22 protein-coding genes are annotated in these 23,738 nt (G+C 73.8%); 1 reads left to right on the top strand and 21 read right to left on the bottom strand.

All coding sequences use genetic code 11. The features are described 5' to 3' along the window. Nucleotides 1–6: 6 nt before the first annotated feature. The 20 genes from OG332_RS35455 to OG332_RS35365 form a co-directional block, all read right to left on the bottom strand. Nucleotides 7–186: a hypothetical protein gene (locus OG332_RS35455; RefSeq protein WP_327417292.1), complete on the bottom strand. Its 180-nt coding sequence runs from the start codon at nucleotides 184–186 to the stop codon at nucleotides 7–9. Between the two features lie 124 nt (nucleotides 187–310). Beyond that, entirely contained in the window at nucleotides 311–1,018 is a 708-nt protein-coding gene (locus OG332_RS35450) for a hypothetical protein (RefSeq protein ID WP_327417291.1), read from the bottom strand. Then, nucleotides 1,015–5,115, bottom strand: coding sequence for a CHAT domain-containing protein (locus tag OG332_RS35445; protein WP_327417290.1), 4,101 nt, complete (start codon nucleotides 5,113–5,115; stop codon nucleotides 1,015–1,017). Before OG332_RS35445 ends, OG332_RS35450 begins: the two co-directional genes overlap by 4 nt. 285 nt (nucleotides 5,116–5,400) lie before the next feature. Next, a complete protein-coding gene (gene hypE, locus OG332_RS35440; protein WP_327417289.1) occupies nucleotides 5,401–6,462 on the bottom strand; it encodes a hydrogenase expression/formation protein HypE in 1,062 nt (353 codons plus the stop codon). Continuing rightward, complete coding sequence (gene hypD, locus OG332_RS35435; protein ID WP_327417288.1) at nucleotides 6,455–7,597, bottom strand: hydrogenase formation protein HypD; 1,143 nt, start codon at nucleotides 7,595–7,597, stop codon at nucleotides 6,455–6,457. Before hypD ends, hypE begins: the two co-directional genes overlap by 8 nt. After that, nucleotides 7,594–7,929 (bottom strand): HypC/HybG/HupF family hydrogenase formation chaperone, encoded by a 336-nt coding sequence (locus tag OG332_RS35430; RefSeq protein ID WP_327417287.1) that lies wholly within the window; start codon nucleotides 7,927–7,929, stop codon nucleotides 7,594–7,596. The genes hypD and OG332_RS35430 overlap by 4 nt, the downstream gene beginning before the upstream one ends. Continuing rightward, nucleotides 7,898–10,318: a carbamoyltransferase HypF gene (gene hypF / locus OG332_RS35425; protein WP_327417286.1), complete on the bottom strand. Its 2,421-nt coding sequence runs from the start codon at nucleotides 10,316–10,318 to the stop codon at nucleotides 7,898–7,900. The genes OG332_RS35430 and hypF overlap by 32 nt, the downstream gene beginning before the upstream one ends. Next, nucleotides 10,318–11,151 carry a hydrogenase nickel incorporation protein HypB gene (gene hypB, locus OG332_RS35420; RefSeq protein ID WP_327417285.1) on the bottom strand — a complete coding sequence of 278 codons (834 nt, stop codon included), beginning with the start codon at nucleotides 11,149–11,151 and terminating at the stop codon, nucleotides 10,318–10,320. The genes hypF and hypB overlap by 1 nt, the downstream gene beginning before the upstream one ends. Nucleotides 11,152–11,154: 3 nt before the next feature. Next, complete coding sequence (locus OG332_RS35415) at nucleotides 11,155–11,550, bottom strand: hydrogenase maturation nickel metallochaperone HypA/HybF (RefSeq protein WP_319728727.1); 396 nt, start codon at nucleotides 11,548–11,550, stop codon at nucleotides 11,155–11,157. 113 nt (nucleotides 11,551–11,663) lie between these two features. Beyond that, the gene (locus tag OG332_RS47930; RefSeq protein WP_442816256.1) at nucleotides 11,664–11,768 is read right to left on the bottom strand and encodes a DUF6893 family small protein; all 105 of its coding nucleotides are present in this window, start codon (nucleotides 11,766–11,768) and stop codon (nucleotides 11,664–11,666) included. Beyond that, nucleotides 11,765–12,310, bottom strand: a complete 546-nt coding sequence (locus tag OG332_RS35410) for a hydrogenase maturation protease (protein ID WP_327417284.1) — start codon at nucleotides 12,308–12,310, stop codon at nucleotides 11,765–11,767. The genes OG332_RS47930 and OG332_RS35410 overlap by 4 nt, the downstream gene beginning before the upstream one ends. Further along, complete coding sequence (locus OG332_RS35405) at nucleotides 12,307–13,761, bottom strand: hypothetical protein (protein ID WP_327417283.1); 1,455 nt, start codon at nucleotides 13,759–13,761, stop codon at nucleotides 12,307–12,309. Before OG332_RS35405 ends, OG332_RS35410 begins: the two co-directional genes overlap by 4 nt. Beyond that, nucleotides 13,758–14,462, bottom strand: coding sequence for a DUF6084 family protein (locus OG332_RS35400; protein WP_327417282.1), 705 nt, complete (start codon nucleotides 14,460–14,462; stop codon nucleotides 13,758–13,760). The genes OG332_RS35405 and OG332_RS35400 overlap by 4 nt, the downstream gene beginning before the upstream one ends. Further along, nucleotides 14,459–15,115 (bottom strand): DUF5947 family protein, encoded by a 657-nt coding sequence (locus OG332_RS35395; RefSeq protein ID WP_327417281.1) that lies wholly within the window; start codon nucleotides 15,113–15,115, stop codon nucleotides 14,459–14,461. The genes OG332_RS35400 and OG332_RS35395 overlap by 4 nt, the downstream gene beginning before the upstream one ends. Next, nucleotides 15,112–15,639 carry a hypothetical protein gene (locus OG332_RS35390; RefSeq protein ID WP_327417280.1) on the bottom strand — a complete coding sequence of 176 codons (528 nt, stop codon included), beginning with the start codon at nucleotides 15,637–15,639 and terminating at the stop codon, nucleotides 15,112–15,114. Before OG332_RS35390 ends, OG332_RS35395 begins: the two co-directional genes overlap by 4 nt. Further along, nucleotides 15,636–17,420: a nickel-dependent hydrogenase large subunit gene (locus OG332_RS35385; protein ID WP_327417279.1), complete on the bottom strand. Its 1,785-nt coding sequence runs from the start codon at nucleotides 17,418–17,420 to the stop codon at nucleotides 15,636–15,638. The genes OG332_RS35390 and OG332_RS35385 overlap by 4 nt, the downstream gene beginning before the upstream one ends. Before the next feature lie 85 nt (nucleotides 17,421–17,505). After that, nucleotides 17,506–18,561 carry a hydrogenase expression protein HypE gene (locus OG332_RS35380; RefSeq protein WP_327417278.1) on the bottom strand — a complete coding sequence of 352 codons (1,056 nt, stop codon included), beginning with the start codon at nucleotides 18,559–18,561 and terminating at the stop codon, nucleotides 17,506–17,508. 72 nt (nucleotides 18,562–18,633) lie between these two features. Next, nucleotides 18,634–20,475 carry a hydrogenase maturation protein gene (locus OG332_RS35375; RefSeq protein WP_327417277.1) on the bottom strand — a complete coding sequence of 614 codons (1,842 nt, stop codon included), beginning with the start codon at nucleotides 20,473–20,475 and terminating at the stop codon, nucleotides 18,634–18,636. Nucleotides 20,476–20,660: 185 nt separating this feature from the next. After that, nucleotides 20,661–21,032, bottom strand: a complete 372-nt coding sequence (locus OG332_RS35370; protein ID WP_327417276.1) for a hypothetical protein — start codon at nucleotides 21,030–21,032, stop codon at nucleotides 20,661–20,663. A 105-nt stretch (nucleotides 21,033–21,137) separates the two neighbouring features. Continuing rightward, nucleotides 21,138–21,641, bottom strand: a complete 504-nt coding sequence (locus OG332_RS35365) for a hypothetical protein (RefSeq protein WP_327417275.1) — start codon at nucleotides 21,639–21,641, stop codon at nucleotides 21,138–21,140. A gap of 202 nt (nucleotides 21,642–21,843) precedes the next feature. Here OG332_RS35365 and OG332_RS35360 point away from each other — a divergent pair, with 202 nt between their 5' ends. After that, nucleotides 21,844–22,698, top strand: a complete 855-nt coding sequence (locus OG332_RS35360; RefSeq protein ID WP_327417274.1) for an alpha/beta hydrolase family protein — start codon at nucleotides 21,844–21,846, stop codon at nucleotides 22,696–22,698. A 25-nt stretch (nucleotides 22,699–22,723) separates the two neighbouring features. Here OG332_RS35360 and OG332_RS35355 read toward each other — a convergent pair whose 3' ends face one another. Continuing rightward, nucleotides 22,724–23,737 carry a TolB family protein gene (locus OG332_RS35355; protein WP_442816394.1) on the bottom strand — a complete coding sequence of 338 codons (1,014 nt, stop codon included), beginning with the start codon at nucleotides 23,735–23,737 and terminating at the stop codon, nucleotides 22,724–22,726. Nucleotide 23,738: the final 1 nt, after the last annotated feature.

Here is a 23,738-nt window from a genome sequence, read left to right as displayed (position 1 = left end):
CGAACCTCAGGCGCCGGTGCCGGTGCGCACCGCGGAGATCGACACCGTGGCGTAGTTCATGGCGAAGCCGCCGCCCATCGCGTCGATGGCGGTACCGGCACCGTCGAGCACCTCGGCCATCGCGTCCGGGGGCAGCCGGGTGAAGGCGCCCAGCGTGGGCATCTGGTCCAGAGCGCCCGCCCTCACGCTGATCGGATCCGGCCACCTGCTGTTCGCCGGCCGCGGGGGCGTCGCGCCCGAGGTCGCCGACGTCCGCAAGGTCGTGAGCTCGGTCGTCGCCGGCGCCGCCGCGCGTCCGCAGTCCCGTCGGTCACCGTCGGCGTACGTCGATGGTGCGCAGGGCAGGGGGGAGTTCGGCGCGGTACGGGATCAGGCCGAGGCGGCGCTGTCTGACGGTCGCGGCCACCGTGACGTGCGCGCGCGTGGGGGTGCCGGCCGGGGTGCGGACGATGAGGGCGAGCGACTCGTCGCCGACCAGGGGGGTGCCGGGGGTGGCCGTGAACCTCCACTCGGGATCGCTGTCGCGTTCCCCCATGCCGACCACGAACAGCTTCTCCTGTCCGCCCTGGTGCGGCGTGAACTCCACCCCCGCGTCGACGAGCATGAGGTTGGCGGTCAGCGTCAGCGAGCCGGAAGGGGGCACGGGGACGGCCCGCCGCTTCGGCGAGATGGACCACGCGATGGGCTGCCGGTCCGCCGGCTCGTCCGGCGCCTCCAGCCGGATGCCGATGCCCGCGTCCGTGAACGGAGCCCCGTCGGAGGCGGGGCGGAACGAACACACGAGACTGAGGAGCAGGTAGTCGTACCGGTCCGCCTGCGACTCCAGGAAGGCTCCCCAGTCGCCGTCGCCCTCGGCGGCCTGTACGCCGGTGAGCGGACGCACGACCGGGGCGCCCAGCGAGATCCGCCCGGTCAGCCGGGGCTGCGGGGTGGGCGTCTGGAGGAGGAGCGTCGGCACCAGGGTGAGGTCGTGGGAGGTCGCTGCCTTCGCCTCGGCCGGCCGGGCGGGAGGGATCATTCGGTGGCTCCGTGTGGGTGGTCGGTGGTGGTGCGCCAGTCCCCGATGAAGCAGAAGGCACCCCAGTCCCGGTAGGCGGGGTGGCGGGCGCGGGTCGTGGACTGGGCCGTGCGGAACGCCGTACGCCGGTCCCGGGTGAGGGCGAGCTGTTCGTAGAGGGTGCCGAAGAACGCGGTGGCCACGTCGGGGGCCACCGGCCACAGGCAGCCGACGATGGCGGCGGCGCCGGCCTGGAGGAAGGCGGCGGGCAGGCCGTGCAGATTGTCGTTGATGTCGAATCGGCCGAGGGCCGACTCGCAGGCGCTCATGGTGACGAGTTCGACGCCGCGCAGGTCGGTCCTGAGGACGTCGTGGGCGAAGACCCGCCCGTCGTCGCCCCGTTCCGGATCGGGTGACAGGTACAGGCACTGGTGCCAGGGCGCCCACTCGTTGTGCGAGCCGTGGGCCGCCACGTGGACGTAGCGGGCCCCGGACAGTGCTTCGAGGAAACGGCGCGGGGTGGCGGCCGCCCCCAGAACCGGGGCGGCGCTGCCCATCGAGGCCGCGATCCGCGCGGTGTGGGCCTCCAGGGTGTCCGTGCCCCCGCTGTCGAAGGCGAAGGCGGCAAGCCCGCGGTGGGGTGACGGAGGCGGTGCGGGGCGGCTGAGGAAGGAGAGGCTGGGCACCTGGGTGACGGTCCAGTCGTCGGCCAGCGGGCGGCCACCGGCGCGGAGGAGGTGGAAGGGGAGGTAGTGCAGGGGGCCGTTCGGCCAGACGCAGAGATGGGTCTTGCCCCGGCTGAGCCAGGACGGCAGGGAATCGGCGAACCCGGCCAGGTAGGAGGGGGAATCCTCGGCGAGCAACCGCGCCGCCGTGCGCGCGGCTTCGCGGTGCAGGGGGTCGGCGGTGATCTCCTCGCGCAGCCCCGCGACCTGCGGCGCGGCGGGTGACACGTTGAGCGTGTGGCCGGCCTTGGACATCCGGAACAGCGCGCCCTCGTACGCCGGGAAGGCCATGGTGCGGTGGAAGGTCTCCTCGCGCGTCATCGCCATCCCCTGCAGGGCCATGACGGGGTTGGCGCAGGACCGGTGGCGGACCTGGCCCAGGAAGAGCGAGAGCAGCACGGTGTCCGGCGCAAGGAGCGCCTGGACCTCGTCGACCTGCAGCAGCGGGAACCAGGTGGAGCCGCGCGCCAAGCGCAGTTCCCCGCTGATCCAGCGGTCGGCGGCCCGCTGCAGGTTGCGCACCTCGGCCTCGGCGTCGCCGTCCGGTTCCGCCTCGCCCGAACCCAGGTAGTAGAGCATGGCCGTCTCGGCCCCGCCGGGCAGGTCGAAGTCGGGCAGCGGTCCCGGCAGGTCGGCCTCGGCGCGCCGTGCGCGCTCGAGGATCCCGTCCAGGCCGCGCGAGAACTCCAGCGCGCCCGGGCGTCCCGCCGAGATGGTGAAGTCCATGCCCTTGGCGGCCTGGTGGATGCCGGACATCACCGACAGGTTGACGGTGGGGCCGCTCATCTTGAAGGCCAGCGACTGGTAGAGGTCGCGCAGCTTCCAGTCGACCGTCTCGTCCGGTCCCTGGCGCAGGAACACGGAAGCCGGGATCAGCGCGGCCGCCGCCCCGTTGGCCGCCGGCCCCTCGGCCTCGTGCGCACACCCCAGCCCGGCGTCGAGGGCCGCGAGGGCGAGGTCGGTCTGCCGGCACAGCGCGAAGGCGAAGGCGGCGGAGGCGAAATGGCGTGCGGCGGCGTCCGGCTGCTGCTGCGCCCTGGCCTGCACGCCCATGTCGTGGGCGAGTACGGCTTCGAGGTGGTCGACCGCGTCGGCGTGCCGCCGTACGAGGGCGGGCGCCAGCCGCCGTGCCTCGTCGACGAGTGCGCGGCCGGCCTCGCCGTCCCGCGCCGGGTCGGCGTGCGCCGCGAGGTGGAGGAGCGTCGCCGCGCGTTCCCCGGCGGGCCACCCGCCGGCCTGTGCGCAGGACCGTACCCGGTCGGCGAGCGGGCCCACCGCCATCGGCTCCGGCGCGCAGTGCAGGTGGTCCCCGGCGAGGCAGTGCACCTCGCACGACCAGCGCAGCCTGCGCTGGGAGTCCGTCGAGAGGCGCGGCAGATCGCGGTCCGCCGCCGCGAGCAGGCGGGCCTGCAGGTCGACGCGGTGGGCCTCCTGGGCGAGGGTGAGCGCTTCGGCGAAGACGCAGGACGCCTCGTGGTCCCCCTGCCGTTCCCTGACGGCGGCCAGGGGTACGGGGAGCAGCCCGGGCAGGCCGGCGGGCAGGGCCAGTTCGCCGAAGCGGTACAGGAGGCGCAGGACGTACAGCCAGCCCAGCGGATCGCGTCGCGGATCGAGGACGTCGAACGCCTTCCGGGCGGCGAGCAGGATCTCGCCGTCGTAGGAGCGCTCCCGCATCCCGGCGAGGAAGGACAGCGCTTCGGCCAGGGCCTTGAGCACCCGCCCCAGCTCGTGACCGGACGCCAGGACGGCGGCGTCCATGAGGTAGGCGACGGCGCCGTCGGCCGCGTCCGCGGGGGACGGCATGTCCGGGCCGGCGGCGTGGGCGGGGTCGTCCGGGTGGAGGGACCGGTGCCGCTTGCCGCGTTCCTCCCGGAGGGCGAGCGCGCCGGCGAAGTCCAGTCCGGGAAGTTCGCCGAAGTACGGGCTGAGGTGGAGCAGTCCGGCGGCGAAGAGGGTCTCGGCGAGTTCGTCCTTCGCATCCGCCCCGGGGGATGCGCGCAGGGCGTCGATCTGGATCCGTACGGTGTCGTGCGCGCGCCGGAACAGCAGTCCGTCGGGACGTGTGACCAGGCTGAGCCGCACGGCCTCGACGTACACGTCGGCAGCCTGCCACCAGGGGCTCTCCGGCCCCGTTCCCCAACGCGTGGAGGCCGCCTCCAGTACGAGGGTGAGGACCGGCACCGCGTCCTGGGGCGCTCCGGAGCCGACGAGTCGCGCGGCGCCGGTCACCACGGAGGTGACGGCCTCCTTCGAGAGCGCGAAGGCCGGGTCGACGACCCGCCGTACGGCTTCGGCCTCCGGAAGGACGCGCGCGATGACCTTCGAGCCGAGCCCGGCGAGGTCGCGCGCCTGGCGCACGGTGTCCGGCGACGCGACCGGCCGGGCTGCGCCCGCCACCTCCCCCGCTCCCCCTTCCCCTTCCCCCTCTCCGTGTTCCGCAGGTTCCCGCTCGGGTGGCGCAGCCGTGCGGTCGAGGAGCAGTCCCATCGCCCTGCGCAGGTTCGCCCGGTCCGGCTCCCGTCCGGAGGCCGCCGAGAGGTCCACCCCCAGGCGCAGCCATGCGACGGCTTCCCGCAGCAGGCCGGTGTCTCCCGGGAGGGCGCCCGCCTCGGCACGCCGGCCGAGGTACGTCCCGATGCTCGCCGCCGCGTCCGCCCGCACGGCCGAGCCCTCCGGGGCCTCGGAGAACGCCGCACGTGCGGCGCACTCCGCCGCGGCGAGGTCACCCCGGTCGGCGCAGAGCACGAACCGCTGGTCGTGCGCCTCGGCGAGGGTGAGCCGCCGGCGGGCCCGCCGGGCGGGCGACTCCTCGGCGAGCGCGGCCACGCGCGCGTGCAGATCGACGGCCGCGTCGGCGTCGGCCAGGCGGTCGGCCGCCGGGCGGGCGGGGTCCGCCGCCCGATGACGGAGGGCGAGGCCGAGCGTGGTGTCGCGGTAGGGGCCGGCCGGCGCGTCCTGGAGGAGGGCCACCGCTTCGTCGAGTACGGCCGGACCACCGCCTTCCTCCACGTCCAGTACGAGGTCGCCCGCGTGGTCCACCGGGTCCTGCCACGGGTCGTGGCCCGTCGCCTCGGTGAGCCGGGACCAGAGCGCGCGGGGCACGCGCCGGTGGTCGGCGAGGTACAGCAGGCCGAAGACGTCCATCGCCCTCGTGTGGTCGGCGGCCGACAGCGCGGCGTCGGAGTGGGCGAGGGACCGTGCCCAGTGATACGCGGCGACCGTGTGCAGGATGTCGGTGTCCACCGTCCGGGGGTCGCCCCGCTCCAGGCCCGCGAGCGTCAGCAACCGCGCGGCGGCCCTCGCCCCCGCCTCGTCGAGCACGGCATCCGGGGCCGAGCCGTCTCCGAAGTCCCGGATCCTGTCGGTCAGTTCCCTGAGCAGCGCGTCCTTCAACCCCGTACCCCCTGAGGCCCAGAATAGGCCAGCCGGCGCCGGCCGGCAGGCGCTTGTGAGGTCAGGGACGGCGCCAGAGGTCCCGGAGCAGCCGGCCCAGGACGGCCGAGGCCCGGAAGCAGCCCAGCTGCCGGGAATCCGGGCTCTGTTCGGGGGTGTCGCCGATGAGCACGAGCCTCCGGAGCCGTTGCCGTCACGGGCGAAGCCCCTGGCGCAGACGGGGGTTCTCGGTCGAGAACCCGTCCCACCAGGGGCTTCGTCGTACGGTGAGGACTCCGGCCGGAGCTAGCAGATGCGCGGCAGCTGCTCCCCGAGCGGGAGGTCGACCACGCGGGTGCCGCCGAGGGCGGTGCGGGAGACGACCATGCCGGGGTGGGCGTCGACGGCCTCGCCGATCACCGTGGCGTGGCGGCCCAGGGGGTGGGCGCGCATGGCGTCGAGGACGGCGTCGGCGTGTTCGCGGGGGACGAAGGCGACCAGCTTGCCCTCGTTGGCCACGTAGAGCGGGTCGAGGCCGAGGATCGAGCAGGCGTTCGCGACGGCCGGCGGGACCGGGACACGGCTCTCGGTGATCACGACGCCGGTGCCCGAGGCGGCCGCGATCTCGTTGAGCGAGGCCGCCAGGCCGCCGCGGGTGGGGTCGCGCAGGACGTGCAGGTCCGGGGTGACGGCGAGCATGCTCTGCACGAGGCCGCCCAGGGCCGCGCAGTCGCTCTCGATGTCCACGCCGAATTCCAGGCCTTCGCGAACGCTCATGATCGCCACCCCGTGGAGGCCGATCTCGCCGCTCACGATGACGACGTCGCCGGGCACCACGCGCTGCGGGCGCAGGTCCACCCCGTCGGGGATGATCCCGATGCCCGTGGTGTTGATGTAGATGCCGTCCCCGTGGCCCACTTCGACCACCTTGGTGTCGCCCGTGGCCACCTCCACGCCCGCGGCCCGCGCGGCTGCGCCCATGGCCTCGGCCACGCGGGCCACGGCGGACATCTCGACGCCCTCCTCCAGGATGAAGCCGCAGGAGAGGTAGGCCGCCCGGGCCCCGCTCATGGCCAGGTCGTTCACCGTGCCGTTGACCGCGAGGTCGCCGATGGTGCCGCCGGGGAAGAAGAGCGGCCGCACCACGTAGGAGTCGGTGGAGATGGCCAGCCGGACTCCCCCGAGGGAGACGGCCGCGAAGTCCCCGAGCTGGGCCAGCGCCTCGCCGCCGAAGGCGGGGGCGAAGAGGTGCTGGACCAGTTCGGCGGAGAGCGCTCCCCCGCCGCCGTGGCCCATCACCACGCGGGGGTGGTCGCGCAGCGGGGCCGGGCAGGTCCAGCCCGTGATGTCGAGTGCGGTGTCAGACAACGGGGCTCGCCTCCAGCGGTGCGGTCGGGGCGGCGGGCACGGTCTTCAGTTCCAGCCGCCGGTAGAGGTAGTACGCGGCGCAGGCTCCCTCGCTGGACACCATGGTGGCGCCGAGCGGGCTGCGGGGGGTGCACAGCGTGCCGAAGGCCTCGCACTCGTGCGGCTTGAGGAGCCCCTGGAGCACCTCGCCGCTGCGGCACGCGGCCGGCTCGCGGGTGTTGATGCCGGTGACCGAGAAGCGGTGTTCGGCGTCGAACTCCCGGTAGCGGGCGGACAGCCGCCAGCCGCTGCCGGGGATGACGCCGATGCCGCGCCAGGCCCGGTCGGTGACTTCGAAGACGTCCTCCAGCATGGCGAGGGCGGCCGGGTTGCCCTCGGGGCGGACGGCCCGCGCGTACGCGTTGTCGACGGTGTGCTCGCCGCGTTCCAGCTGCCGCACCGCCCGCCGTACGCCCTCCAGGATGTCCAGCGGCTCGAATCCCGTCACCACGATCGGCACGCGGTGGCGCGCGGCCAGCTCGGGGTACTCGCCCACGCCCATCACGCTGCACACGTGCCCGGCGGCGAGGAAGCCCTGGACCCGGCAGCTCGGCGACCGCATGATCGCCTCGATCGCCGGGGGCACCCGGACGTGGGACACGAGCAGGCTGAAGTTGCGGATGCCCAGCTTCTTCGCCTGGTGGACCGTCATGGCGTTGGGCGGGGCAGTGGTCTCGAAGCCGATGCCGAAGAACACCACCTGCCGGTCCGGGTTCTCCTGGGCGATCCTCAGGGCGTCGAGCGGGGAGTAGACCACGCGTACGTCGCCGCCCTCGCTCCGCACCCGGAACAGGTCACGGCCGGTCCCGGGCACCCGGAGCATGTCCCCGAAGGAACAGAAGATCACGTCGGAGCGGGAGGCGATCTCCAGCGCCTTGTCGATGACCTCCAGCGGGGTGACGCACACCGGACAGCCCGGACCGTGGATCAACTCCACCTGATCGGGAAGCAGTTGGTCGATGCCGTGCCGGATGATGGTGTGGGTCTGGCCGCCGCAGACCTCCATCAGCGCCCAGGGGCGGGTCACGGTGGCGTGGATGTCGTCGAGCAGCCGGCGGGCGAGCTCGGGGTCCTGGAACTCGTCGATGTACCTCACGGCGTGACCTCCCCTTGAGGTGCGGCGGCGGCCGGTTCCTCGGCGAAGGGCCAGGGTTCGCCGCCGGCTTCGGCGGCCTGTTCCCACGGATCGCCGAACTCCTCCTGGAGCATGCCGAGTTCCGCGAAGAGTTCGAGGGTCTGGCGCGCCGACTCCTCGTCGAGGCGCTGCAGGGCGAAGCCCACGTGGACGATGGCGTACTCGCCCACCTGGAGGTCCGGCAGGTACTCCAGGCACACCTCCTTCTGCACGCCGCCGAAGTCGACGGTAGCCATGCGGGTGCCGTCCTTCTCCCCGATGTCAAGCACTCTGCCGGGTACCGCCAGGCACATGGGCTTCTCCTTGCTGTGGGTGGTGTGCGGTGTCGGCGGCGGCCGCCACCACGAGCTGGCCGAGGGACAACCCGCCGTCGTTCGGGGGGACCCTGCCGTGACGCAGGACGGTGAACCCGCTCGCGCGCAGGGTCCGGGCGCACGCGGACGACAGCAGGGTGTTGGCGAAGACCCCGCCGGTCAGGGCGACGGTGTCCAGGCCGTGCTGCTCGCGCGCGAGCGCGCAGAGCGTGCCGACGAGGACGCCGACGGAGGTGTGGAAACGTGCGGCGATCAGCCCCGGGGGCGTGCCCGCGCGCAGGTCGGCCAGCACGGCGGCCAGAACGGGCGCGGGATCGGCGGTGACCGGGGCCCCGGCCGGGCCGGGCGGGACCCGCAGGCCGAAGGCGTAGCCGGGGCCGGCCGCGCCCGCCCCGAGCGCCGCGCCCTCCAGCTCGATCGCGGCCTGCGCCTCGTACCCCGCCTGGTGGCAGACGCCGGCCAGGGAGGAGACGGCGTCGAAGAGCCGGCCCATGCTGGAGGTCGGTACGCAGTTCAGGCCGCGTTCCAACTGACGCTCCAGGAGCAGGAGTTCATCCGGCGGGCAGGCGGCGACGCAGGGCAGGTCCGGGCTCCATCCGATGCCCGCGGCCCGCAGGTGGGACAGCGCCATGCGGTACGGACGCTGCACGGCCGTGTCGCCGCCCGGCAGCGGGACGTATCCGAGGTGGGCGAAACGGGTGTACCCGGCGTAGTCGGCGAGGAGGACCTCGCCGCCCCACACGGCCCCGTCGTCGCCGTAGCCGGTGCCGTCGAAGGCGATGCCGATGACCGGCCGGCCGCCGTCCAGGCCGTGCTCCGCCATGGCGGAGGCGATGTGCGCGTGGTGGTGCTGGACGCGTACGAGCGGCCGGGCGCCCGCGGCGCGCCGCGCCCAGCGGGTGGAGCGGTAGCCGGGGTGCCGGTCGGCGGCGAGGCGCAGGGGGCCGACGCCGGTGATGGACTCCAGCTGGCGCTCGGCGCGTTCGAAGGCGTACTGGGTGGCGAGGTCGTCCATGTCGCCCACGTGGGCGGACAGCCAGGCCTGGCGCCCTTCGCCGAGGCAGAAGGCGTTCTTCAGGTCCCCGCCCACGGCGAGGGTCGGGGGGACCGGCAGCGGCAGCGTCAGCGGGAGCGGGGCGTATCCGCGGGAGCGCCGCAGGGTCAGCGTCTCGCCGTCGCAGACCCGCACCACGGAGTCGTCGCACGGCACGTGGATGGGGCGGTCGTGGGTGAGCCAGGCGTCGGCGAGGCCGGCGAGCCGGTCCAGGGCCTCGTCGTCGTCGGTGACGATGGGCTCCCCGGCGAGGTTCCCGCTGGTCATGACGAGCAGGCGGGGGCCCGGCGGGTCGCCGGGCAGGCCCAGCAGCAGGTGGTGGACCGGGGTGTACGGGAGCATCACGCCGAGGTCGGGACAGCGCAGGGCGACCCCGTCGGCCAGGGCGCCCGGGGTGCCCGGGGTGCCCGGACCCGCCGTGCCGCCCTCGCGGCGGCGCAGCAGCACGATGGGCCGCACTCCTCCTTCCAGCAGCTTCCGCTCCTCGGGGCCGATGTGCGCGAAGCGCTCGGCGTCGGAGAGGTCCCGGGCCATCAGGGCGAAGGGCTTGTCACCGCGGTTCTTGCGGCGGCGCAGCTCGGCCACGGCGCCGGGGTGGGTGGCATCGCAGGCCAGGTGGTAGCCGCCCAGGCCCTTCACGGCCAGGATCGCCCCGGCCGCCAGCAGCCGCCGGGCCTCGGCGACCGGGTCGGGGCCGTCCGGGCCGGGACCGGCGCTCTCGCGGGGCGGCTGCCCGGTGAGCAGCCTCAGCCGGGGGCCGCAGGCCGGGCAGGCGACCGGCTGGGCGTGGAAGCGGCGGTCGGCGGGGTCGCCGTACTCGCGGGCGCAGTCGGGGCACATGGGGAAGCGGGCCATGGTGGTGTGGGCGCGGTCGTACGGCAGCCCGGTGACGATGGTGAACCGCGGCCCGCAGTGGGTGCAGGTGATGAAGGGGTGCCGGTGGCGCCGGTCGGCCGGGTCCGCCAGTTCGGTGCGGCAGTCGGCGCAGGTGGCCACGTCCGGGGAGACCAGGGTGCGGGCGGGCCCGCCGGTCCGGGAGGCGATGATGGTGAATCCGGCGCCGCCCGAGACCGGGACCTCGCAGTGGTCGACGGCGTCCACGACGGCCAGCGGGGGCGCGTCCGCGGCGAGCCGCTCGCAGAACCGGTGGACCGCCGCCGGCGCGCCCTCGACCTCGGCGACGACGCCCTCGGGGGTGTTGGTGACGTGCCCGGCGAGGCCGAGCCCGGTCGCACGGGTGTAGACGTAGGGCCGGAAGCCGACGCCCTGGACCACGCCGCGGACGGTGACGCGGCGGCGCTGCACGGCCTCCATCAGCGGGTCTGCGCGGCGGAACGCACGTGATCGTGGTGGTGGTCGTCCCCATGGCCGTGGCCGTGGCCTTGGCCGTCGCCGTGGACGTGCCCGTGCCCGTGGTCGCGCCCGTCACCGTGGTCGTGGTCATGGCCGTGCGACCGCTGCCGGCCGGCCATGACCGGGGTGTGCGCCCCGGCGCCCGCCCCCGCCGCCAGCGCCCGGTCGAGCAGGAGGCCCAGCCCCTCACCCGCGCGGGCCGAGGTGAGGACCACCTCCACACCGGGATTGACCTGCTCGACGTGGGCGCGGAAGGCGGCCTCGTCGAATGCGACGGCCCGCGCGATGTCGGTCTTGGTGACCACCACCAGCTGGGCCAGTCCGAAGGCGGTCGGATACTTCAGCGGCTTGTCCTCGCCCTCCGTCACGGACGCCAGGACCACGCGCAGCGATTCCCCGAGGTCGTACGAGGCCGGGCAGACCAGGTTGCCCACGTTCTCCACGAAGAGCAGCCGGGTGTCCTCGGGCAGCCAGCCGTCCAGGTGCCGGCCGAGCATCCCGGCCTCCAGGTGGCACAGTCCGTCGGTGAGCACCTGCTTGACCGGTACGCCCGAACGGGCCAGCCGCGTCGCGTCGTTCTCGGTGGCCAGGTCCGCGGTCAGCGCGGCCACGGCCACGCCCCGCTCACGGGCGAGGAGCAGTTCGCGTTCCAGCAGCGCCGTCTTCCCGCTGCCGGGGCTGGAGAGCAGATTGACCACCGTCGTTCCGCGGGCGGTGAGTTCGGCGCGCAGGACCTGGGCCGCCATGTCGTTCTTGGCGAGTACCGCCTGCCGCAGATCGACCACTCGGCACATGGTTCAGGCCTCCTCGGGAATCGGTTCGCGGGTACGGGCACCGGCGGGGCCGTCCTCCCAGCGCACGCTGAGGATCTCCAGCTCACGGCCCGACAGCAGTTCCACGTCCGTGGCCCTGCCGCATCCGGGGCAGCACAGTTCGGGGGGCATCCCGACGGCCCAGGTGCCGGGGCAGGAGGCGCAGCGGGCGCGGGCCGGGACGGACTCGGTGACGAGCTCGGCGCCGTCGAGGACCGTTCCGGCACAGGCCAGTTCGAAACAGAAGGCCAGCGCGTCGGGGACCACCCCCGCCAGCTCGCCGACCTGCAGCCGTACGGAGGTGACGGCGCGCGCGCCGCCCGCCCGGGCCGCCTCTTCCACCTGGCCCACTACGGCCATGGCGATGGACATCTCGTGCATGGGACTCCGTCCTGCCGGGGCTCATTACACCGGCGGGACGGGGTCGTCGCGGTCGGGCACGCCGGTGCGCGGCGCGCCCCGTACGCCATTCGGGCGCGGCAGGGGCAGCGTCGTCACATCCTGCGGATGCGCAGGTAGCGCCTGAGGTCGGGCAGGAGCACGGCCAGGACCGCGGCGAGGGCGGCGGCCGCGGCCCCGCCGATGACGGCGTTCTTCATGGGGTTCTCCTCAGTTCGCGGCGGAGGCCGCCGGTTTCGTCGGGGGCCGGACCGCGGATCAGGTCCAGGGCCATGCGTACGGCTTCGGGGACGGCGGCGGTCACGGGTGCGCTGAGCCCGATGCCCTCTTCGACGCAGGCGGGTTCGCAGCCGAGGACCAGCGTGCGCCGCGGAGGGGTGGTGCCGGTGCCGGCGCACAGGGTGCCGAGCAGCGCGAGGACGGTGTCGGGTGACATGTGGTGGCCGTCGAGGACGGGGCCGCCGGGCGCGGGGCCCGCGGCGCCCGGATCCGCGCTCCCGTCGGCCTCGATGAGGTAGAGCGTGCCCGGCTCGCCGCCCCGTGCGGTGGCGTCGATCAGCAGGAGCGTGTCGTAGCCGTCGAGGATCTGGTAGGCGAGGTGGACCCCGCGTACGCCGAAGTCCACCACCTCGACCCCGTCGGGCAGCGGGTGCGAGGACAGCGCCCGCACGGTCTCGACGCCGAAGCCGTCGTCGCCGAGGAAGACGTTGCCGATGCCCGCGATCAGGACCCTGCCGCTCACGCGTCCTCCAGGGGGGTGACCTCGTCGGGCTGGAAGTACAGGAACCTGCCCTGCTCCCGGCGGATGTCCGCGCCCGGGTCCTCCTCGACGGTGACGGCGAGGTGGACCCCGCCGTCGACGTCGTGCAGGACCGCCTCGACCAGCGCGGCACGGCCCTGGAGGAACAGGTCCTGGGCGTCGGTGCGGCGCAGTCCGGGGCGCAGCAGGACGCGGCTGCCCGGTCCCACCGAGGCGCCCCCGATCGCGATCCGGTCGCGGGCCGGGTCCGCGGTCTGCGCCCGGGCCGGGTCCCACCAGGGGGTGTCCGGTGTGAACACCGCGTCCACGTCGGGGAGTTCCGTCAGCAGGGGCGGCTGGTCCGGGCCGGTGATCTCCCGCAGGCCGCGCACCGCGCCGTGCAGGCGTTCCAGCACCTCGGGGGGCATGGAGTCGGCGAGGTCGATCACGGCGGCCGCCCGGGCGTCCGTACCGCGCGCCTCGCGCTTCTCCCGGTCGGTCAGGGCCGCCGTGCGCAGGGCGAGGATCTCATCGATCTCGGTGGAGTCGTACATCGCGCCCGCGCTCTCGGGGGCGATGGCCGGGTGGTCCTCCAGGATGATCGGGGAGGACAGGACCACGTCGGCGCGGCCGGGTTCGCCCGCGAGCACCGGCCAGGTGTGGCGGTTGACGCACGCCGCCACCGCCTCCCGGGCCCATTCGGGCGGGTCGGTCATGGAGAGGAAGGAGCCCGAGTCGAGGCCCAGCAGGAGGTGGGCGGCGACCAGCGCGTGCGGCAGGGCGGCCTCACGGTCGGCGGACCCGTTCCCGGACTGGTTCCCTGAGCCGGCCGCCGGGGCCCACGGGCTGGTGTTCTCCACCACCGCGCGGAGCCTGAACACGCGGTAGGCGCCGTCGAGTTCGGTGGCCAGGAGTCTGAGGCGGCCTTCGACCTCCTCGGTACGCCGCACCATGCGGCCGACCGTCCGCCCGTCGGCGTCGAGGACGGTCTCGGTGTCGTCGCGGGCGGGGCGGCGGAAGGGGACGGTCACTTCGCCGGCCGCCAGCTCGGCGACGGGGACGGACAGCTCGACCCGCTCCTCCACGCCCTCGTCCCAGGGGACCAGGACGCGGTCGGCCAGGTGCAGCTCGGCCACTTCCGCGAAGCGGCCGTCTTCCAGGGCCTGTTGGACGGTTCGCCGCTGCGCCCGCAGGAACCTCAGCTCCAGGGTGAGCGTCGCCCCGCCGCGCGGCTCCATCAGGATCTCGGTCTGCTGGAAGGCGTGCTCGTCGTGCGCGCGGCCCCACGCCGGGGGGACGAGCACGCCGAATTGCCAGCGCAGCCGGTTCTTGGCCGCCGAGGCCCGGTACGGGTAGAGCACGTACCCCTCGAGGAGGACGGCGTCGGCCACCTGCCGGGCGACGGCGAAGCGGGACTCCGCGGCGGCGGTCGTCGTGGTCGGGGAGCCGGTCACGGGGCCGTCCTCTCGGTGCGGCGGGGCAGGACCGCGCCCAGCCGGACCGCCCCCGGCGGTGGCGGCTGCGGTGGCGGGGCGGCCGCGTCCAGCAGGGCCCGTACGGTCGCCTCCCACGAGGCGAGCGCGTGGCGGGAGCGGAAGGCGAGCAGCTCGTCCATGGTGTCGCGGGGCAGCCGGAGCCAGCCGCAGCCGGGGAAGTGCTGCTCGACCATCTCGCGCCACACGGCCACGGGCATCCGGTACGCGGCTTCGCGGTCCCAGGGCACCGGCTCGACCCGGAAGCCGCCGTCACCGGTGAAGGCGGTGCCGGAGAACAGCATCAGCAGCGGTACCTCCCCGTTCTCCAGGGCTTCGAAGTAGCGGGTCGCGGCGATGTCCATGTCGTAGGTGCACGGCACGACCAGGTCCGTCTCGGTCTCCCCGGTGAAGCTCGGGACCATGGCCTGGACCTGGGCGAACTGCACGGGCTTGAGCGTGGTGCCCCAGCGGGCACGTTCCCCGAACAGGTCGGCCAGTCCTTCGGCCTCGGCGGGACCGTAGCCGCGCCGGGCCGGTTCGATGCGGATCTGGCAGCGCAGGGCGAGGGCGTGCACCCGGGCTCCCCCGGCGGCGGTGATGCGCAGCCGGAAGACGAGGGTGGGGCCGGCGGCGTAGGGGTCGGCGCGCACCCCGGTGCAGGTGAAGGAGAACTCCGTCATCGGCCTTCCTCCGCCAGGACCCTGGCCCGCCGCTCCACCTGCGCGAAGAACTCGCGCAGTGCGGCCCGGGCCTCCGCCCCGCCGTCGAAGCCCTGCCACAGCAGCCGCATGCGCCCCACCAGCTCGTAGCAGATGTCGATGGGCACCAGGTAGCACTCGGTGCGGCCCTCCGAGCGGCGCAGCAGCAGCGCCTCCACGTCCGGTTCGAGCAGCGCGGCGAGCCGGCCCGTGCCCAGCACGGTCTGCCAGGTCTCCGGGGCGAGTTCGCTCTCGGTGGCTCCGGCCGGGCTGGGGTAGAGGGCGACGAGCCGGTCGAGGGCGGCGTTGCGGAAGAAGAACGCGACCCCGACCGGGATCTGGAGGAGTTCCCACGCGCCCTCGTCGAGCCGGTGGCCCGGGTCGGTGAGGTAGCGGTCGGGGACGGCCCGCAGGCGTCCGGTGGCCGCGCCCGGCCGGTCGAACAGCAGGGCGCAGGCGGTGCAGGCGCAGACCAGCGTCCGCTTCTCGGTCTCCACCAGGTGGCGGTGGGACTCCCCGGGCACGATCACCCCGCACAGTTCGCAGGTCTCGGGCCGGGGCGGGCGCGGGCCCGCGAACCTGCGCAGCCCGCGCGGCGCGCGCGGGCCGTCCGTACGGATTCCGGCGCCGGTCACGACACCCGCGCCGGGCTGGGGGGCCGGGTGCCGATCTGGAGGAGGGCGGGCGGCGGGGCCGCGGCGGGTTCCACCTCCACGCTCGTCACCTCGGGCGCGAAGCAGGCGAGGGTGTCCTCCAGGGTCCGCCGGGCGTCGTCCTGACCGCCGCTGCCGCAGCCGCAGCCGCCGGTCGCGGCCCCGGGGCGCAGCCGCAGGACGCCGGTGCTCTCGTCGAAGCCGACCAGCTCCACCGGCTCGTCCACCGAGTCCAGGGCGCGCGCGATCCGGGTGCGCGCGTCCTCGGGGTGCAGGCCGTGCAGGGAGAGCAGGCTCGCCACGAGTTCGTCGTCGAGCACCGCGTCGAGCGGGCCGTGCCCCAGCCCCTCGACGATCCGGGCGAGCCCGGCGCCGTAGAAGTCCATGAGGACGCGCACCAGTTCCTCGGCGGCCGCGCACGCCGCCCGGTCGCCCGTGGCGGCGATCCGGTCGAGCACCTCCTCGACCCTGCGCCCCGCCTGGGCGGCGTCGAGCACCGCGCTCATCCGCCCAGTCCGCTCAGGCCGGTGGGCACGTGCATGGTCTTCACCGTCTTGCCGCCGCCGACGTACATGTGGACGCCGCAGGGCAGGCAGGGGTCGAAGCTGCGCACCGCGCGCATGATGTCGATGCCCTTGAAGTTCTCCGGGCTGTTCTCCTCGAAAATCGGGGTGTTCTGCACGGCGTCCTCGTACGGTCCCGGCGTGCCGTAGCTGTCACGGACGCTGGCGTTCCAGGGCGTCGGCGGGTACGGGTGGTAGTTGGCGATCTTCCCGTCGCGGATCACCATGTGGTGCGACAGGACGCCCCGTACGGCCTCGGTGAAGCCCACTCCGATGGACTCGTCCGGCACCTCGAACTTCTCCCAGGTCTGCGTGCGTCCCGCACGCACCTCGGCGAGGCCCTTCTCGGCGCAGTGCAGGGCGATGGCGGCAGCGTACGCCTGGAAGTAGGTGCGGGCGCGGTTGCGCTCCAGCGCGTTGCTCCACTTCGGGATCTTCCACTCGAAGCGGGTCTCGGGCTTGGTCATCGTGCGCGGCAGGGTGATGACGACGCTGTTCCCGGTGGCCTGGACGTAGTCGGTGTGGACCAGCCCGGACAGGGCGGTGGACCACAGGCGGGCGATGGGGCCGCCGCCGGTGTCGAGCGCGAGGTGGTCCTTGCCGTCGAACCAGCGGGGCGACATCACCCAGCTGTACTTGTCGTCGAAGTTCCGCTTCTGCGGGGCGGGGATGGTGTGCTGGTTCCACGGGTGGCGGGGGTCGACCGGGTTGCCGAGCGGGTCGTGGGTGACGAACTGCTCCTGGCCCTGCCAGTCGTCGTAGTACGAGCTGCCGAGCAGGATGCGGATGCCGAGGTTGATCTCGGTGAGGTCGTTGGTGACCAGTTTGCCGTCGACGACCACGCCCGGGGTGACGAACATCTTCCGTCCCCAGTCGGTCATGTTGGCGTACGTGAAGTCGCAGTACTCGGGGTCGTTGAGGGCGCCCCAGCAGCCGAGCAGGACGCGCCGGCGGCCGACCTCCTCGTACCCGGGCAGGGCCTCGTAGAAGAAGTCGAAGAGGTCGTCGTGGAGGGGGACGACCTTCTTCATGAACTCGCAGTACCGCATGAGGCGGCTCATGTAGTCCGTGAAGAGCTGGACGGAGGCGATGGTGCCGACGCCGCCCGGGTAGAGCGTGGAGGGGTGCACGTGGCGCCCCTCCATCAGGCAGAACATCTCGCGCGTGTAGCGGCTGACCTGGAGGGCCTCGCGGTAGAACTCGCCCTCGATGGGGTTGAGGGAGCGCATGATGTCGGCGATGGTCTTGTAGCCGTGCTCCCCGGCGTGCGGGGACGGCGTGCGCTCGGCGAGCTCCAGGACACCGGGGTTGGTCTCGCGGACCATCTTCTCGCAGTAGTCGACCCCGACCAGGTTCTCCTGGAAGATGTTGTGGTCGAACATGTACTCCGCCGACTCGCCGAGGTTGATGATCCACTCGGCGAGGTGGGGCGGCTTCACCCCGTAGGCCATGTTCTGCGCGTACACGGAACAGGTGGCGTGGTTGTCACCGCAGATCCCGCAGATGCGGCTGGTGATGAAGTGCGCGTCGCGGGGGTCCTTGCCGCGCATGAAGACGCTGTAGCCGCGGAAGACCGACGAGGTGCTGTAGCACTCCGCCACCCGCTTCTGCTTGAAGTCGATCTTCGTGTGAATGCCGAGACTGCCCACGATCCGGGTGATCGGATCCCAGGCCATCTCCACCAGGCCGCTGCCGTCGCCGGCCGCCTTCGTGTTCGGTGCCATCGTGTCTGCCGTGACCCTTCTTCGGTGCGGGGAGCGGAGTTGCTGCGGGTGCGCTTGCGCTACGGGGAGAGGGTGGAGCGGGCCGTCACCAGGGCGGGCGGTAGCCCGTGGTCAGGCTGCGGCCGCCGTGCCTCCACTTCGGTTCCTCGTCGACGGTGTGGGCGGTGACCGCACGGAGCTTGCGGACCAGGGCGCCGTACGCGCCGCTGGCCTTCGTGGAGACCTTGGCGCCGGGGGGCTCGTCCATGAACGGCATGAACTTGTCGGGGAAGCCGGGCATCGTGCAGGCGATGCAGATGCCGCCGACGTTGGGGCAGCCGCCGATGCCGTTCATCCAGCCGCGCTTGGGGACGTTGCACTTGACGACGGGGCCCCAGCAGCCGAGCTTGACGAGGCACTCGGGCGAGTCGTAGGTCTGGGCGAACTGGCCCTGCTCGTAGTAGCCGGCGCGGTCGCAGCCCTCGTGGACGGTGGCGCCGAACAGCCAGGTGGGGCGCAGCTTGTCGTCGAGGGGGATCATCGGGGCGGAGCCGGCCGCCTGGTAGAGCAGGTAGGTCAGAGTCTCCGAGAAGTTGTCCGGCTGGATCGGGCAGCCCGGCACGCACACGATCGGGATGCCGGCCTTCGAGGTCCAGTCCCAGCCCAGGTAGTCGGGCACGCCCATGGCGCCCGTCGGATTGCCCTCCATGGCGTGGATGCCGCCGTACGTGGCACAGGTGCCGATGGCGACGACCGCGAGGGCCTTGGGGGCCAGCCGGTCGATCCACTCGCTGGTGGTGATGGGCTGTCCGGTCTCCGGATCGTCGCCGAAGCCGCACCAGTAGCCCTCGGGCTTGATCTTCTCGTTGGGGATCGACCCCTCGACGACCAGGACGAACGGATCGATCTCGCCCCGCTCGCCCTTGAAGAACCACTCGATGAACGTGTCGGCGCCGCCGACCGGTCCGCATTCGAAGTCGATCAGCGGCCAGTGCACGGCGATCTTGGGCAGACCGGGCAGCACGCCGGTCACGATCTCCTCGATGCTCGGCTGCATCGCGGCCGTCAAGGACACGGAGTCGCCGTCGCAGCTCAGGCCCGCGTTGATCCAGAGGATGTGGATCGGCGGGTCTTCGACCGGGTCCTTCGTCACTGCGGCCATGGGATGCCTCCTCGGGGAGGGGGTCGGGAAGGGGGTGCGGAGAGGCGGCCTGTCTCGTCCTCACCCTTCTTGCTAACAGCAGGCCGGTCCGGGCGCCGCGTCAGGTGCGGCCAGTCCAGTGACATCGCGCTGCCGGATGGCCGAGCGGGACACGGCGGCGGGCGGGGCGGCGGCGGGCGGGTCGGCGGCCTGCCGGGCGGCCTGCGGCGCGCGTGCGGCGGCGGGAGCCCGGTCCGTCGTGGCGCGGGTGAGGTGGGGCGGGGTGGCGACCGCGCGCTCCTTGCGCACGAAGGCGCGGCGCAGGGCGTGGTAGGGGGCGTCCGGGTCGAAGAAGGTCCGCCGCATCCGGGCCAGCTCGGCCTCGCGGTAGGCGGCCAGCGGCCGGACCGCCTCGTCGCGCTCGCGGGCCGCCTTCTTGGCGGCGATCCGGGCCGCGGTGGCGGGCAGGGCGGCGAGGCGGGCCGCGAGCCGTTCCGTCTCCGCGGTGAACTCCTGGGGCGCGCAGGGCACCGTACGGTCGACCAGGCCCAGCCGCCCCGCCGCGGCGGCGCTCAGCGGCAGGGCCTCGGCGGTGAGGCGCTCCGCGAGGCCGGGGCCGACGCGGCGCGGCAGGGTGTACGTCCAGTACTCGGAGCCGTACAGCCCCATCAGGCGGTAGTGCGGGTTCAGGACGACGCCCGAGCGGCACCAGACCTCGTCGGCCGCGAGGGCGAGCACGGCCCCGCCGGCGGCGGCGTTGCCGCCCAGTGCGCTGACCACGAGGCGGTCGGTGGTGGTCAGCACCGCCTCGACGAGGTCGTCCATGGCGTTGATGTTGGCCCAGGACTCCTCGGCCGGGTCGGCGGCGGCCTCGATGACGCCCAGGTGGATGCCGTTGGAGAAGAAGTCGCGGCCGCCGCCCAGGACCAGCACGGAGGTGGGGCGGGTGCAGGCGGTCCGGTACGCGTCCAGCAGGCGTCGGCAGTGCGCGGTGCTCATCGCGCCGCCGGGGAAGGAGAAGCTCAGGAAGCCGGCCTGCCCCTCCTCGTGGTAGCCGATGTCGGACCAGGTGGGGCGGTGCGGGCCGGCGTCCGGGGGCGCGGGCACCTCGGGCAGCGGGGGCAGCCGGTCCGCCAGGGCCGCCGTCGCGGGCAGCTTGGGTTCGGCCGGCCGGCCCGGCAGGCGCCGGGCGCGCAGTTCCGGGATCCAGACGGCGCCGTCGGCGGTGGCCCGGCAGACCGCGCCGGCCCGGGTGGCCAGCAGCTCGCCGGGGCGGCCGCGCAGCTGTTCCTCGCGGTGCCCTCCGTGCAGGAACCACTCGCCGCCGAGCAGGTCGTCCCGTACGCCGGGCTGCGAGTCGGCGGCGCGCAGCACGCGCAGGACCTGCTCGGTGCCGTCCGCCTCCCAGTCGATCCGGCGCTCCTCCTGGCGCAGGAGCGGCCGGGCCCGGCCGCCGGTCTGCGGTCGCGGGACGTAGGTGCCGGAGGCGAAGCGTTCCACCGCGAGGAGGACGGCCTCCAGGGCCGCGTCGGCGATCTCGCCGCGGTAGAGGTCGCTCTTGCCGACCGGCGGCACCGGGCACTCGACGCTCGCCCAGACGTCGCCGGCGTCCATCTCCGCGTTGGCCTGCAGGACCGTGACCCCCCACCGGGTCTCCCGGTCCTGGATCGCGCGGTCGAGGGAGGAGGGGCCGCGGTCGCCGACCGGTCCCGGGTGGACGATCAGGCAGGTGTGGGCGGACCACACCTCCTCGGGGACGGCCGTGCGCAGCATCGGCGCGAGCACGAGGTCGGGCCGGTGCCCGCGTACGGCATCGGCCAGGGAGGTGTCGGGCAGGGCGAGTTCGACCGCGACGTGGTGGCCGTGGTCGCGCAGCTCGGCGTGGACTCGCTGCGTGAGGCTGTTGAACGCGCTCGCGACGAGCAGGACGTACACGTGATCTCCCAGCGGCGGCCCGGAGCCGCGGTACGGCGGTGCCCGGCCCGACCGGCCGTGCGCGTCCGGAACATGACCGGCCGCCTGAGATGGTCGAGGACGCCGGGGCGCCCGCGGCAGAGGCCGCGCGGGTCGTCACTCGAAAGCGCCCGTCGCGGGGTCCGCTCGGCCCAAGGGAGGGTCCGCTACGCGCCGTCCTCGATCCCGATGGCCTTGGCCAGGTCCCGGTGCGCGGGGCCCCGCTCGCCCTGATGCTGCTCCAGGAGGGCGGCGGCGATGGCGTCGAGCTTGACCTGGATCGCGTGCTCGGCCCTGCGCTCGGAATTCTTCAGCAGGGCGAGGAGCAGCAGGGCGACCGCGCCCATCGCGTCGCCGAGCAGGTGCTGCCAGCTCACGTCCAGGTGAGCCAGGTGGACCGCGACGAAGCCGGCGACCAGCAGGACGCAGAACAGGGAGAAGGCAGGGGAGCTGGTGAAGTTCGAAGCCAGCTCCGCCAGCTTCTCGAAGCGGCCGAGCCGCCCTTGGTCGCCCTTTTCCGCGGGATGTTCGAGGGCCATGGTCGCCACGGTGCCCGCTCACGCCGCGCCCAATCCCATCGGCCCGGTCAAGCACCCGGCCGGCCCATGCCGGCGTGGTCCGGGGCCGCTACCGGCTCCGGACGCTCACCTCGCCCGGACGGGCGCCCACAGGCTGACGCTCCACACGTCCCCGTGCCCCGCGTGGCAGCCCCGCTGCTCCTCCTCGTCGTCCACGACGATCACGGAGACGTTGGACGCCGCCGCCCGGTATTCGAGGAAGCCGCCCTGGTCGGTGACCGTGAGTTCCGGGGCTCCGGGGACGCGTGCGAGTTCCTCCCGCACGTCCTCCCAGGCGACGTGGCGGGGGAACTCGACCCCCGTGGCCCGGGCCCACTCCGTCGCCATGTCCTGGCCGGACGCGAGCCGGTGCAGCTCGATGGAGCCACCGGACATCACCCACGCGTCACCGGGGTTGAAGCAGAACTCGACGAATCCGTAGTCGCGGCGCAGTGACTCGCCGCCCTCGCCTATGACGTCGACGAAGCGGTGGCGGAAGGCCCGGTCGACCTCGCCGAGGGTGGAGCCGATGCCGATCCCGTGCAGGCGTCCGGTCCTGAGGAACGAGGCGAGGAATTCGATGCCGGTCACGGCCGGTTCTCCCATGTGTCGATCGGGGCTTGCATGTCCGCGAAGCGATTCTCGCTGCTGAGGTACCGGGCCGTCCCGGGGCCGGAGTGCTGGCCCGGGAGGCGCAGCCGGACGGCCGGGCGGGATCCGGCTGTTGAACGTGCTCCGCGCAACGCGCAGGATGGCCCACGAGCGAGGGAGGCCTGTGATTCCGTCCACCGAAGTGACCACGCGGACCGTGCGCGCCGAGGACGGCGCCACGGCCCGAATCCGGTTCCACCGAAGGCCCGACGATCCCTCGGCCCCCGTGCTGGTGTGCATGCCCGCCATGGGCACCAGGGCCGCCGCCTACACCCCCCTGGCGGAGGCCCTCGCCCGGGCCGGGTTCCAGGTGGTCCTCGGTGAGCTGCGGGGGCAGGGGACGAGCTCCGTACGGGTGCGGCGCGGAGTGCGCTACGGCTACCACGAGATGGTGACGTACGACTGCCCCGCGCTGTTCCGGGCGGTCGCCGCCGCCTTCCCCGAGGCGCCGCGCCACCTCCTGGGGCACAGCCTCGGCGGGCAGCTCGGCACGCTCTACCTCAGCCAGGAGCCGCACATGGCCGCGGGTGCGGTCCTGGTGGGCGCCCCCTCCTGCCACTACCGCGGCTGGCCGTTCCCGCAGAGCCTCGGGATGCTCGCGGGGTTCCAGCTCGCGGCCGCGTTCTCGTCCGTGTACGGGTACTTCCCCGGCCGGCGCTTCGGCGTGCTGGGGAACGACTCCGCGCAGATCCTGCGGGCCATGGCCGCCCAGGTCCGGACGGGCCGCTACCACGTGCCGTCCTCCCCCGTGGACTTCGAGCCCCGGCTGGCCGAGCTGGACCTGCCGGTGCTCGCGGTGACCGTCAAGGGCGACGGCATGGCCCCGCCCGGAGGGGTGCGGGGGCTCAGCGACAAGCTCACGAGCGCGCGGGTGACGCACTGGGAGCTGGTCCTCGGCGACGGGGTGCGGGGCAGCCGGCACTACGGGTGGATCCGGGACCACGCCTCGCTCGTCGACCGGGTGAGGACCTTCGTGGACCAGGCCCGACCGGCTTGAGGCGACGGGCCCGTGCCGGGGGCCGTCAGCCCAGGCGGGACGGGGAGGAGGCGCCGGGTGTCAGCAGCCGGGGGGCGCCGGTGCCGTCGGCGGGCACGGTCCACAGGTCCGTGCTGTCGGCGGCGCCGTCGGTGGGCAGGGCGTAGGCGAGGGTCCGGTCGTCGAGCCAGGCGGCCTGGTCGTCCACGCTGTGTTTCTCGGCGAGCGCGTGCTCGCGGAGCGTGCCCAGGTCCATGACGTGCTCGCGCCACAGCGAGGCTCCGGCCCGCACCCGCTTCTTGTACGCGATGCGGGTCTCGTCCGGCGACAGGGAGGGGCATTCGACGTTCTGCGCGAGGGTGGTGACGCTGCGCCGGGAGATCGAACCCCTGACCAGATGGGTCTGGCCGGCGGTGGCGAGCGTGGCGTAGAAGGTGTCGTCGTCCTTGGAGAAGGTGACGCCCCAGAAGTTCACGTCCTGCGCGCGGTAGTCCCGGCCGTCCATGAAGACGGCGAACTCCTCCAGACTGGATTCGAGCTTGCCGGTGCGGGTGTCCAGGATCGCGGTGCGCGTGGAGAAGAACGCGGAGCCGTAGGACTCGCCGGAGACGAAGACGGTCCAGGCGACGAACCGGCCACTGGGCGAGACGCGGGCACGGCTGGGGGTGCCCGCCAGGGGGAGGCTGCGCACCGTGCGCAGGTCGGCGTCGACGATCAGGGCCTGGTTGTCCTGGGCGAGCGCGCCCGGCGAGGAGCGCAGGCACACGCCGGTGCCCGCGGCCGCGTAGAAGCGCTGGCAGCCGAGGTCGGAGGCGGTGCGCGCGGACCGGGGCGCACCGGCCGGGACCGACGCGAGGGCTCCGCGGTGGGGGCCCCGTCCGCTGTTGAGGAAGGCCAGTTCTCCCTGCCGGGTGAGGTTGACACCGCCCGCGGTGATCTCCGGGCCGCCCGTACGCGGCCGGTCGGCGCGGTCGGCGGCGCGTACCACCAGCGCGGCGGCGAGGCCTCCGAGCAGCAGCACCGCCGCCGCGAGGACGAGCAGGCGGCGTGACAACGTCAGC

Source organism: Streptomyces sp. NBC_01233, assembly GCF_035989305.1.
Taxonomy (GTDB): domain Bacteria; phylum Actinomycetota; class Actinomycetes; order Streptomycetales; family Streptomycetaceae; genus Streptomyces.
Note: the sequence above shows the minus strand (reverse complement) of the source record. Positions and strands in the feature narration are given on the sequence as shown.

What these genes read in the sequence shown, in the direction of transcription:
- OG332_RS35450 (WP_327417291.1), bottom strand. Translation starts at nt 1,018, where the DNA reads ATGATCCCTCCCGCCCGGCCGGCCGAGGCGAAGGCAGCGACCTCCCAC.
- OG332_RS35430 (WP_327417287.1), bottom strand. Translation starts at nt 7,929, where the DNA reads ATGTGCCTGGCGGTACCCGGCAGAGTGCTTGACATCGGGGAGAAGGAC.
- hypF (WP_327417286.1), bottom strand. Translation starts at nt 10,318, where the DNA reads ATGGAGGCCGTGCAGCGCCGCCGCGTCACCGTCCGCGGCGTGGTCCAG.
- hypB (WP_327417285.1), bottom strand. Translation starts at nt 11,151, where the DNA reads ATGTGCCGAGTGGTCGATCTGCGGCAGGCGGTACTCGCCAAGAACGAC.
- OG332_RS35415 (WP_319728727.1), bottom strand. Translation starts at nt 11,550, where the DNA reads ATGCACGAGATGTCCATCGCCATGGCCGTAGTGGGCCAGGTGGAAGAG.
- OG332_RS47930 (WP_442816256.1), bottom strand. Translation starts at nt 11,768, where the DNA reads ATGAAGAACGCCGTCATCGGCGGGGCCGCGGCCGCCGCCCTCGCCGCG.
- OG332_RS35400 (WP_327417282.1), bottom strand. Translation starts at nt 14,462, where the DNA reads ATGACGGAGTTCTCCTTCACCTGCACCGGGGTGCGCGCCGACCCCTAC.
- OG332_RS35390 (WP_327417280.1), bottom strand. Translation starts at nt 15,639, where the DNA reads ATGAGCGCGGTGCTCGACGCCGCCCAGGCGGGGCGCAGGGTCGAGGAG.
- OG332_RS35385 (WP_327417279.1), bottom strand. Translation starts at nt 17,420, where the DNA reads ATGGCACCGAACACGAAGGCGGCCGGCGACGGCAGCGGCCTGGTGGAG.
- OG332_RS35380 (WP_327417278.1), bottom strand. Translation starts at nt 18,561, where the DNA reads ATGGCCGCAGTGACGAAGGACCCGGTCGAAGACCCGCCGATCCACATC.
- OG332_RS35370 (WP_327417276.1), bottom strand. Translation starts at nt 21,032, where the DNA reads ATGGCCCTCGAACATCCCGCGGAAAAGGGCGACCAAGGGCGGCTCGGC.